Origin of the sequence: Streptomyces polygonati (assembly GCF_042650325.1) — a bacterium.
In the GTDB taxonomy this organism is placed as follows: Bacteria; Actinomycetota; Actinomycetes; order Streptomycetales; family Streptomycetaceae; genus Actinacidiphila; species Actinacidiphila polygonati.
In genome coordinates, this window is record NZ_JBHSBB010000013.1 from 292905 (window position 1) to 303743 (window position 10839).

Consider the following 10839-nt stretch of genomic DNA (forward strand, 5'->3'; position numbering starts at 1 on the left):
ATGGCACCGCATCCGACCGTTTTTGGCGCTCTGTTATCCGGGTGTGACCGGAAGAATGCAGAGTTACGACTGAGAACGGGCATAGGGTCCTCGTGATGAACGTGTGGCGGTCGACGGCGAGGCGAGGGGGGAAACCGTGCTGGTGACCCAGGCCGAGCGGGGCGGCTGGGCGGTGGTGACGGTCGCGGGCGAGATGGACCTGATCTCGTCACCGGCGGTCCGGCAGAAGGTGCACGAGGCGGTCGCCGACGGACGCCGCAGCCTCGTGCTCGATCTCGCCGAGGTCCGTTTCTGCGACTCCAGCGGGGTGGGCGTGCTGATCGGCGCGCGTCGGCTGATGCGCTCCTGTGCCGGGAGGCTCCGTATCGTGCTCCCCGAGAGCGACCACGGCGACGGAGCGCACGTCAACCGCGTGCTGGCCGCTCTCGGCGTGCGCCGGCTGTTCGAGGTCTTCCCCGACCTGGCCGCGGCCACCGACGACACCGCCCGCCCGCTGTCCGCCTGATCCGGTCGCTCGCGTCGGCGCGGTGCAGCACTATGGCCGTATGCCTGATCTGACCTTTGTCCGCGGCGACATCACCGAGCAGCATGTGGACGCCGTCGTCAACGCCGCGAACTCCTCCCTCCTCGGCGGCGGGGGAGTCGACGGCGCCATCCACCGCAAGGGCGGCCCCGAGATCCTCGCCGCCTGCCGGGAACTGCGCGCCGGGCACTACGGCTCCGGGCTGCCCACCGGCGGGGCGGTCGCCACCACCGCGGGCCGCCTGCCGGCCCGCTGGGTGATCCACACGGTGGGCCCGGTCTGGCACGGACACGAGGACCGTTCCGAACTCCTCGCCTCCTGCTACCGCGAATCCCTGCGCGTCGCCGACGAACTGGGCGCCGCCACCGTCGCCTTTCCCGCCGTCTCCACCGGGATCTACGGCTGGCCGATGGACGACGGTGCCCGGATCGCCGTCACGACCGTGCGGGGGACGCCCACCTCGGTGGCCGAGGTGCGGTTCGTCCTCTTCGACGACGCGGCCTTCACGGCGTTCGCCGCTCATCAGTAGCCGGGGAGACGGGCGCCGGCGGGCGGGGGCGCGGCGCGTGTGCCCGTAGGAGTGTTCCGTACGCGCGTTCCCAACTGCGGATACTCGGTTACGGAGCGTCCGCACGGTGTTGTGTCCGAGGTGTGACTTGTTACGCGGTGGAGTCGGGGCGTACCTCGGGTACGCTCCATCGGGTGCGTGCGCTTTCAGGGGATTCTCACGACGCCGTCCGGCCGGGCCGGGCGGGCGTCAGCGCTGGGCGCACGACTCCTCAGGGGACGCGCCGCACCGTGCGCGGCACGCCCGCCCCCTTGCGCCGGAGTGTGCGCGAAGCGCTTGCCGGGGTGACTGTGGGTCGATCATGCTGTGTGCAGCCAAAGTCACGTTCGGTGACTCTGGGTGGGCGTGAGGCGTCGTGTCCGCCGGTTCGGATGGTGTGAACAGTGCAGGTGCTTCAGGTGCAGCTCGAGGTCGGTGTCGATCCCGCGGAAGTCGGGCGGGCTCGTCGGTGGGCGCGGTCGCGGCTGGTGGGCTCGGGCATAAGAGCCGACGAGCCGCTGGCCGAGACGCTGATCCTGCTCATCTCCGAGCTGGTCACCAACGCGGTCGTGCACACCGGCTGTCCGGCCGTGCTGCGCATGCTGTTCCCGATGACTCCCGCGGCGCCGGTACGGGTGGAGGTCGCGGACACCAGCGGGCTCCCTCCCGCCCCGCGCCACGCCCTGCGTGACGAGACCGGCGGCCGCGGCCTGGAACTGGTCGACGGCCTCGCCGACCGCTGGGGCTGGCACCCGGAGGGCGCGGGCAAGCAGATCTGGTGCGAGGTCGACCGCGCCGCCGCCGGTCTGAGCTGATCACCTGACCTGACCTGACCTGACCCGGCCGGAGGCCCGGTCCGGGGTCGGGCCGGGGCTCGCGTCGGGGGCGGTCCGCCCTACGCGCGGGCCGAGGTGTGAAAGGTCCGGCGGTATTCCGTCGGGGACACGCCCAGCGCCACCTGGAGATGCTGCCGCATCGACGCTCCGGTGCCGAAACCGGCCTGGCGGGCGATCCGGTCCACCCCGAGATCGGTGGACTCCAGCAACTGGCGGGCGTGCTCGATCCGTTGCTGCGTCAGCCACTGCCCCGGGCTGAGCCCGACCTCCTCGCGGAAGCGCCGGGTGAAGGTCCTGACACTCATCGACTCCCGCTCGGCCAACTGCCGCAGGGTCAGCGGCTGGTCGAGCCGGTCCAGCGCCCAGGCGCGGGCGCGCTCGGTGCCGGCCAGCCGAGGCTCGGGCAGCGGACGGCGCACGTACTGCGCCTGCCCGCCCTGGCGATGCGGTGGTACGACCGTCCGGCGGGCCACGTCGTTGGCCACCGCGGACCCGAAGTCGCGTCGCACGATGTGCAGACACAGATCGATCCCGGCCGCCACACCCGCCGAGGTCAGTACGTCGCCGTCGTCCACGTACAGCACGTCCGGATCGACCCGCACCCGGGGAAAGAGCCGCTGGAAGTGTGCCGCGCTGGTCCAGTGCGTGGTGGCGGGGCGGCCGTCGAGCAGCCCGGCGGCGGCCAGCACGAAGGAGCCGGTGCAGATCGACACCATCCGCGCCCCGGACCGGACCGCGGCGAAGGCGGCGGCCAGGGACGCCGGCAACAGGCCCTGGCTGAAGACGGGTCCGAGTTCGTGCGAGGCGGGCACCACGACCGTGTCGGCCTCGGCGAGCGCTTCCAGGCCGTGGGGGACGACGATCGAGAAGTCCGCGTCCGTCCGCACCGCGCCCGGCCGCAGGCCGCACGTCACCACCTCGTACAGCTCGTCGCCGGTCTCCGGGCTCTCGGCGGCGCCGAAGATCCGCAGCGGGATGCCCAGTTCGAAGGGGATCACCCCGTCCAGCGCGAAGACCGCGACCCGATGCCGGCCGGGGTGGCGGAAGACCGTGCCGGGTGGCCGGAGGGCGTCCTGGGTCATGGCCCGATTCTTGCACACCGTGGCCTTCGGGCCACTCGTCCGCGACGACCGGGGCTCGGACACTCATCACGTGACGCAGACATCTCAACCTCCCGCGCCCAGCACCGGCGGCATACCCGCCTCCTCCCGCCGTCCTCGGCGTCCGTACCCGCGCCCGCACCGGGCCTGGGCGGTGGCCGTGGTCACCTTTGTGACGGTCATCGGCGCCGCCGCCTTCGCCTCGCTGCCCGGCCTGCTGATCGACCCGCTGCACACCGAGTTCGGCTGGTCCCGGGCCATGATCGGCTTCGCGGTGTCGATCAACCTGGCGCTCTACGGGCTGACCGCGCCCTTCGCCGCCGCCCTGATGGACCGTTTCGGCATGCGGCGCGTGGTGGCCTGCGCGCTGCTCGCCATCGCGCTGGGCTCCGGGCTGACCACCCACATGACCCAGAGCTGGCAACTCGTTCTGTGCTGGGGCGTCCTGGTCGGACTCGGCAGCGGCTCGATGGCGCTGGCCTTCGCCGCCACCGTCACCAACCGCTGGTTCGTCGCCCGGCGCGGTCTGGTCACCGGCATCCTCACGGCCGGCGGCGCCGCCGGGCAGTTGGTCTTCCTGCCGCTGCTGTCCTGGATCACCGAGCACCACGGCTGGCGGCCCGCCGCCGTGACGGTGGCGATCGCGGCGCTCGCGGTCGTGCCGTTCGTCTGGTTCCTGCTGCGCGACCACCCGGCCGACGTGGGCCTGGCGCCCTACGGAGCCACCGAGTTCGTGCCCAAGCCGCCACCGGTCGCCGGCGCCGCCGGACGCACGCTGCGGGCACTGCGGGACGCGGCGCGCACCAGCACCTTCTGGCTGCTGGCCGGTACCTTCGCCATCTGCGGGGCGTCCACCAACGGCCTGGTGAAGACCCACTTCGTACCCGCCGCCCACGACCACGGACTGCCGGTCACCACCGCGGCCTCGCTGCTCGCCGTGATCGGTGTGTTCGACATCGCGGGCACCGTCGCCTCCGGCTGGTTCACCGACCGCGTCTCACCGCGGCGGCTGCTCGCGATCTACTACGGGCTGCGCGGACTCTCCCTCATGTTCCTCCCCATGCTGCTCGCCGACAGCATCCATCCGCCGATGGTGCTGTTCATCGTCTTCTACGGTCTGGACTGGGTGGCCACCGTGCCGCCGACCATCGCCCTGTGCCGTGAGCACTACGGCGAGAACAGCGCGATCGTCTTCGGCTGGGTGCTGGCGTCCCATCAGATCGGCGCCGCCCTGGTCGCCTATCTCGGTGGTGTGGCGCGGGACGCCTTCGGTTCGTACGACCTCGTCTGGTATTCCTCCGGTGCGTTGTGCGCGATCGCCGCGCTGATGTCCCTGGTGATCCGCCGCCGGCCGGTCGGCGTTCCGGCGGTGGTCGCTGTCGGGTGAACACGGCGCGGCCCCGCGCCTGTTCCGGGCCGCGCCCGGATTCACCCGGGCGAGTGAGCTGCGGCGCCGCTCACCTGCGGCGGGCGGCGGCCCGGGCGATCTTCCGGGCGTCGATGGCCATTTCGCGGAACATCCCGCTGATCGGATTGGTGAACCCGGTGAAGTACAGGCCGGGGGCGGCCGGCGACGTACGGGCACCGCGCACCACCGGACGCCCCCGCTCGTCGAGTACGCCGAGGTGGCCGACCAGCGCTTCGAGCCCGCGCCGGTAACCGGTCGCGGCGATGATCACATCGGGACGGATGACGGTGCCGTCGGTGAGCCGTACCTGATCCTCGTCCAGCCGCTCGACGGCGGCGACCGGTTCGACCCGGCGGGACCGTACGGCCGCGACCAGACCGACGTCCTGCACCGGGATCGCGCCGTCGAGCACCCGCGCGTACAGACCGGTCCGGGGCCTGGGTATGCCGTACGCGGACAGGTCGGGAACGCTGATCCGCTCGATCAGCGGCGCCACCCGGTCCACCACCGCGGTGGGCAGCCGGCGGACCAGTACGGCGCTGGCCTGGGCCGGCCAGCCCGCGGTGGTCCGGCGCATGATGTGCGGCGGGGTGCGCACCGCCAGCCTCACCCGGGCCGCGCCGCCCTCGACCAGGTCGACGGCTATCTCGGCGCCGGTGTTGCCGATGCCGACCACCAGTACGTCCCGCCCGGCGTAGGGGCCCGCGTTGCGATAGGCGGAGGCGTGCAGAAGATCACCGGAGAAGGTGTCCCGTCCCGGCCAGTCGGGTATGTAGGGCGTGTGGCTGTTGCCCGTCGCCACCACGACCACGGGCGAGTTGAGCACCCGGCCGCCGGTCGCGGGCAGTTCCCAGCCCGTGTCCGTCCTCTCCACCCGGGTGACCTCGATGCCGGTGGCCACGTCGAGATCGTGGTGCTCGGCGTAGCGCTCCAAGTAGCGCACCACGTCGTCGCGCCGGACCCAGCGCCCGTAGGCGCGGGGTATGGGCAGCCCGGGCAGCGCCGACATCCGGCGGGTGGTGTGCAGCCGCAGCCGGTCGTAGTGGTTGCGCCAGGACGTGCCGAGCTGTTCGCCGCGCTCCAGGACGAGCGGGCGCAGGCCCCGTTGCCGCAGCGCCGCCGCCGCGGCCAGGCCGCCGGGACCGGCGCCGATGACGATGGCCTCGGGTGCCGCGGTGCTCGCCGGGGCACCGGGGGCGGCGAAGGTGGGCTCGGACATGCGGAACTCCTGGAACCTGGAAAGTCTTACGACGGGAATGTCTGACGAAAGGACACGGTGACGTATCGGAAGGTAACCCCATGTGCGCGCCCAGCAGTAGCCCGCGGTCGGTCAGCCCTGGCGGCGCTCGCGCGGCGGCAGTCCCCGGACGCCCGCGCGGGCGCGCGTTCGCGCCGTCGAGGCGTCGGGCTCGGAGGGCGGGGACAGGGTGCCGCGCGACAATATGCCCGGGGTCCGGCTGCTGGTCATGCCGGACATGATGCCGGGCCGGGCTGTGCGCGTCGCCCGCCGGGCCCGGGAGTCGGGGCGGGCCGGAGCGGGGCGCGGTCGGCGGGGCCCAGGACGGGCCCGCGCGGAAGCCGGCGCGGAAGTCGGCGCGGACGCCGGGAACTCGTGCGGGACCCCGCGGCGCCCGTGTGCGGGGCGGGGGCGGGCCCGGACCGGGCCCGGTGCGGCGGGGGAGGAAGGGCGGACTTCGGAGGACCGCCGCTACTTCGAGGGCTTCCTGCCGGTCACCCCGAGATGCACCAGCAGCGTGAGGTTCGGCCTCAGTTCGGCCTGCTTGACGCCGGTACCGGTGAAACCCTTCTGGTGCGAGGCGACCGCGGCCAGCATGGCGACCAGTGAGTTGGCCACGGCCGGCGCGCTGACCTCCTTGTCGACCCTGCCCTTGGTCTGGAGTTCCTTGATGGAATCGGTGAGGGAGCCGGTCACGGGGTTGAGGACTCTCAGCCGGATCCGGTTGAACCGCTTGTCGCCCTCGGCTGCGCCCAGGTCCACGACGCGCAGGATGGCGTCGTTCTTGCGCCAGAAGGAGAGGAAGCCGTCCACGAGTTCCCCGGCCGTCTGGGCGCCTGCCTTGCCGGCCCAGGAGCGCCCGGCGACCAGATCGGTCAGGCCCGCCCCCTCCTTGGCCATCTCGTCGGCGAGTTCCAGGACGGCGCCTTCGACGTCGGGGAAGTACTGGTAGAACGTTGCGGGAGATGTGCCCGCCATCCTGGCGACGTCGATCACCTTGACGTCCCGGTAGGGCGACGTGCTGAGCATCTCGCCGAGGCAGTCCAGCAGCTTCTGCCGAGTGGCCTGCCCGCGGCGGCCCGCCACGCGGCCGTCGACGGTGCGAACTTGTCCTGTCATGCCGCCAGTTTACCGACGCGTGATCAGCGCGCGATTTGGCCGCGTGCAAACGGGGAAGCCACGCCTCCACTTGATGAACCAGCAGGTCAGTGCCCCTTTTGTGACCCCCTCCCGGAGGCTGTGTCAGCAGGGTGGAATGGGCCGGATGGGTGATTTGCGGCCCGTGGGGGACCGCCGCGAAAGAATTGACCGTATGTTCGATTTACGGCTCGCGCAGTGGGGAAGATCACTGATGACGGCGGCTCGAACGCGCCCGTGACCGCTCACTGACCGATCTCCGACCCACCCTTGATCGGTCCTTGATCGGCCTTTGGACGACCCGCGAGCGACCTCCGGACAACCCCTGGGCACCCCTGGGGAACAACGCACACACGACGGGACACGACGGGAGGGGGACCGGACCATGTCCGGAGGCCGGCGGCCGGGTCCGGCAGGAGCCGGGGGAGTAGCAGCGGGGAAGGCGCCGCCGACCTCAATCGCGGGCCGTCCCGCGGCGCGCCGCCACCCCTGGCCGCGACCTGGAGCGGATGATAACGAGTTCGCTCTCCGGGCGTGTCGCGACGGCCCCGGGTTCGCAACCGGGGCTCATCCCAGGAACAATCAGGCCCGTACCCTGGCGCGGGAGCCGGCGACCGGCCACTCGCGGCCGGATAACACGGGGAACGGCCGCAACAACGCGGGGTCACGGGGAGGTGGCAGGGCAGTGATGGAGCAGCTGACGCAGCACGACCCGAGACGGATCGGCCCTTTCGAGGTGCTCGGACGGCTCGGCGCCGGCGGCATGGGGCTGGTCTATCTGGCCCGTTCGGCTTCCGGCCGCCGGGTGGCGATCAAGACCGTACGCGCCGAACTGGCCGAGGACCAGCTCTTCCGGGTCCGGTTCACGCGTGAGGTCGAGGCGGCGCGGGCGGTCTCCGGCTTCTACACCGCCGCCGTCGTGGACGCCGACCCGCGCGCCGCCGTGCCCTGGCTCGCCACCGCCTACGTCCCGGCGCCGTCCCTGGAAGAGATCATCAACGAGTCGGGGCCGATGCCCGCCCAGGCCGTCCGCTGGCTCGCCGCCGGTATCGCGGAGGCACTTCAGTCCATCCACGCGGCCGGCCTGGTGCACCGCGACATGAAGCCCTCCAATGTGCTGGTGGTCGAGGACGGCCCCCGGGTCATCGACTTCGGCATCGCCTCCGGCGTCTCCAACACCCGGCTGACGATGACCAATGTCGCGGTCGGCACTCCGGCCTACATGTCGCCCGAGCAGGCCCGCGACTCGCGCAGTGTGCGCGGCGCCAGCGACATCTTCTCGCTCGGCTCCACCCTGGTCTTCGCCGCCACCGGTCACGCGCCCTTCCACGGCGCCAATCCGGTCGAGACGGTGTTCATGCTGCTGCGCGAGGGTCCCGACCTGACCGGGCTGCCGGACGAGTTGCGCCCGCTGATCGAATCCTGCATGCGGATGGAGGCCGAGCGCCGGCCGACTCCCGCCGATCTCCAGGCCCAGCTCGCCCCGCATCTCTTCTCCTCCGGCGGCGACGACACCGGTACCGCCTCGGCCTGGCTGCCGCCGGCCGCGGTGGCGCTGATAGAGCAGCGCCGCAGCGGCCGTCCCGCGGTGCCCGCGCCCGGGCGCGGCGCCCATGCCGCGGGTCAGCCGCCGCCCGGTCCGCGGCTCCCGGGCCCGCAGGTCTCCGGCCCCCAGGTCCCGGTGAACATGCCGCCGCCACCGCAGTCGCCGCCCCGCCCCGTCGAGGCCCCCCGCGGCGGCCCGGCGCACGGCAGGGACAGCCAGCGCCAGGAGTCCGAGGCCGTACCCGTGCAGTTGGCCGGCTCCGCGCCGATCGGCCCCGGTCTGCGGGTCTCGGCGGCCACCCGGCACCGGGCGGCGGCGGGCGCGGCTCCGGGCACCGAATGGGTACGCCACCGGGCCGGCTCCCATCGCGCGGCCGAATCCGTCCCCGTACCGGCCCAGACAGCCCCCGCCGCACCCCCCGGCGAATGGCGGCCCTGGCGTTTCCGCATGTCCAATGACGTGTGGGGCACCCCCGTCGTCTCCGACGGCCTGCTCTACGTCACCTCCTTCGAGGTGCACGCGCTCGATGTGGCCAGTGGCCGCCGCCAGTTCAAGACCCGGGAGGTCGCCTGGACGATGGCCGTGTCCGGCGGCCGTATCCACGCCTCCGACGGACCCAGCCTGTTCGCGCTCGACGCGGCCGACGGCGCCGAGCGGTGGCGCAACCCGATCGACGGCTGGGTGTACGCGGTGCGGGCCGACGCCGGCACCGTCGTCAGCGGCACCCGCGGCGGCGGCGTACAGGCGTGGGACGCCCACCGGGGCAATCTGCGCTGGGAACGCGGCGGCGCCCAGACCGAGTTCGAGTCCCCGGACTCCGGCCCCACCGTCATCGACCGGTCCGTCTACTACCAGGGCGGCGGCCACCTGTACGCGGTGGACGCGCTCACCGGCGCCGAGCAGTGGTCCCACCCGGTGGGCGAGCCCGGCGCGGCCGGTTCGGTGCCGACCCGGCCGGTCGTCGCCGACGGCGTGGCCTATCTGACCGCCGGCACCCGGGTGCTGGCGCTGGACGTCCGCACCGGCGCCGAGCGCTGGCACTTCGACGCGCCCGCGGTGATGTTCGCGCCGCCCGCGTACGTCCCCGGACCCGGCGCGTCCGGCGGCGGGATCTACGTCACCGACCACCTCGGCACCGTCTACGCGCTGGACCCGTCCGACGGGCGGGACCGCTGGCGGGTCGCCACCGAGCCCCGGCAGTCCGTCGAGCCGGTGGTCGTCGCGGCCGGCGCGGTGCACCTGGGGGCGGGCAGCGCGCTCTACACGCTGGACGCGGTGAGCGGCACCCCGCGCTGGCGGTTCGCGGCGCAGGGCGAGGTCGTCGGATCGCCCGCGGCCGCCGAGGGCCGGGTGCACTTCGGCTCCAAGGACCACTGCCTCTACACGGTGGAGGCGCAGGGCGGCCAGTTGCGGTGGCGGCTGGAGACCGGCGGGGAGATCACCGGATCGCCGGTGGCCACCGAGGGCGTGGTCTATGCCTGTTCCAAGGACCGCTGCGTCTACGCGCTCGACGCGGCCAAGGGCACCGGGGCGACCTCGCGCCGGGCGTGACACCGCCTCACGACGCCCGGGACGCGGGATTCACGTCCCCGCCGGCGGAGGATCGGCGTCCCGCGGCGCGGCGGGCGGCAGGGTGGCGCCCTTGATCGTCGGCTCGCCGATCAGCGTCGGCTCACCGTCGTCCGAGGCCGCCCAGGACCCGCTGGAGCCGTAGGGGTGCGGGGGGTCGTCCGGGATCGCGGAACCATAGCCGGCCTCGGAGTCGTAGGGGACGGCCGGGCTGTAGGAGACCGCCGGGTTGTACGGGATCGCCGACTCGTAGGAGACCGGGCGGTCGTACGGAACCGCCGGGCCGTCCGAGACGTCCGGGTCGTACGGCACCACGGAGTCGTACAGCGCGGGAGGCTCGGCCAGCGGGCGCGGGCGGCGGCTCGGGAGCAGCGAGACCGCGGCGAAGAGCATCAGAGCGCCGGCCAGCGCGGTGGCCACCCCGGTGTCGAGCCCGTTCCCGCCGGCGGTGAGCGCGTGGGAGAACTGGGCCTGCCGGACCATCCACAGCACCGTCATCCCGAGCACCAAAATTCCGGCCGGCGCTGTCACCAGCCGCGAGCGCGTCAGGATGCCCAGCAGCGTGAGCAGGGCGGCGAAGCCCATCGGCAGGAAGAGGGAGCCGAGCAGCGGCGCGTGGTGCGGGGTGACGCCGACACTCGTGAAGAGGTCGTCCATGCGTATGTCGGAACCGTGCCGGCCGCCGTACCAGGGCAGGAAGGGACTCCAGACCGCGGCTTCCGCTCCGATCAGCGCGAGGAGGGTCGCCAGGATGTTGCGGACCATCGGGTGCCACCGCCTCGAATCGTGCCGGGCCCCCACACGCCGACGCTAAGCCCGGCCGGCCGCGGCTGCCAGGCGGGCGCCTCCGGCGGAGTGAGCGGGCGTCGGGACGGCGTACCCGGGGCGGCGCGGTGGCGTGAACGCGGAAGCACATGGAAGTGGTCGGCCGCAGCG

The 10839-nt window shown here is 73.0% G+C and carries 10 protein-coding genes; 5 read left to right on the plus strand and 5 right to left on the minus strand.

Annotation, left to right across the window (positions count from 1 at the left end; genetic code table 11):
• Positions 1-142 precede the first annotated feature (142 nt).
• From ACFO3J_RS19505 to ACFO3J_RS19515, 3 genes are all read left to right on the plus strand, one after another.
• Complete coding sequence (locus ACFO3J_RS19505; protein WP_386431039.1) at positions 143-505, plus strand: STAS domain-containing protein; 363 nt, start codon at positions 143-145, stop codon at positions 503-505.
• Between the two features lie 40 nt (positions 506-545).
• Positions 546-1052 carry an O-acetyl-ADP-ribose deacetylase gene (locus tag ACFO3J_RS19510; protein ID WP_386430734.1) on the plus strand — a complete coding sequence of 169 codons (507 nt, stop codon included), beginning with the start codon at positions 546-548 and terminating at the stop codon, positions 1050-1052.
• Positions 1053-1474: 422 nt separating this feature from the next.
• Entirely contained in the window at positions 1475-1885 is a 411-nt protein-coding gene (locus ACFO3J_RS19515) for an ATP-binding protein (RefSeq protein ID WP_386430735.1), read from the plus strand.
• Positions 1886-1965: 80 nt separating this feature from the next.
• On the opposite strand, the gene ACFO3J_RS19520 is transcribed toward ACFO3J_RS19515, so the two are convergent.
• On the minus strand, positions 1966-2988 hold the full coding sequence (locus tag ACFO3J_RS19520; RefSeq protein WP_386430736.1) for a GlxA family transcriptional regulator: 1023 nt from the start codon (positions 2986-2988) through the stop codon (positions 1966-1968).
• Positions 2989-3058: 70 nt separating this feature from the next.
• Between ACFO3J_RS19520 and ACFO3J_RS19525 the strand changes: the two genes are divergently transcribed.
• Entirely contained in the window at positions 3059-4393 is a 1335-nt protein-coding gene (locus tag ACFO3J_RS19525) for an MFS transporter (protein WP_386430737.1), read from the plus strand.
• 70 nt (positions 4394-4463) lie between these two features.
• On the opposite strand, the gene ACFO3J_RS19530 is transcribed toward ACFO3J_RS19525, so the two are convergent.
• The 3 genes from ACFO3J_RS19530 to ACFO3J_RS19540 all read right to left on the minus strand — a co-directional run bounded on the left by ACFO3J_RS19530 (position 4464) and on the right by ACFO3J_RS19540 (position 6770).
• The gene (locus tag ACFO3J_RS19530) at positions 4464-5633 is read right to left on the minus strand and encodes a flavin-containing monooxygenase (RefSeq protein ID WP_386430738.1); all 1170 of its coding nucleotides are present in this window, start codon (positions 5631-5633) and stop codon (positions 4464-4466) included.
• A gap of 111 nt (positions 5634-5744) precedes the next feature.
• Positions 5745-5882 carry a hypothetical protein gene (locus tag ACFO3J_RS19535; protein ID WP_386430739.1) on the minus strand — a complete coding sequence of 46 codons (138 nt, stop codon included), beginning with the start codon at positions 5880-5882 and terminating at the stop codon, positions 5745-5747.
• Between the two features lie 240 nt (positions 5883-6122).
• Positions 6123-6770 carry a TetR/AcrR family transcriptional regulator gene (locus ACFO3J_RS19540; RefSeq protein ID WP_386430740.1) on the minus strand — a complete coding sequence of 216 codons (648 nt, stop codon included), beginning with the start codon at positions 6768-6770 and terminating at the stop codon, positions 6123-6125.
• Positions 6771-7476: 706 nt separating this feature from the next.
• Between ACFO3J_RS19540 and ACFO3J_RS19545 the strand changes: the two genes are divergently transcribed.
• Positions 7477-9885, plus strand: coding sequence for a serine/threonine-protein kinase (locus tag ACFO3J_RS19545; RefSeq protein ID WP_386430741.1), 2409 nt, complete (start codon positions 7477-7479; stop codon positions 9883-9885).
• A gap of 30 nt (positions 9886-9915) precedes the next feature.
• Here the strand turns inward: ACFO3J_RS19545 and ACFO3J_RS19550 are convergent, their stop codons facing one another.
• Positions 9916-10668 (minus strand): hypothetical protein, encoded by a 753-nt coding sequence (locus tag ACFO3J_RS19550; RefSeq protein ID WP_386430742.1) that lies wholly within the window; start codon positions 10666-10668, stop codon positions 9916-9918.
• Positions 10669-10839 lie beyond the last annotated feature (171 nt).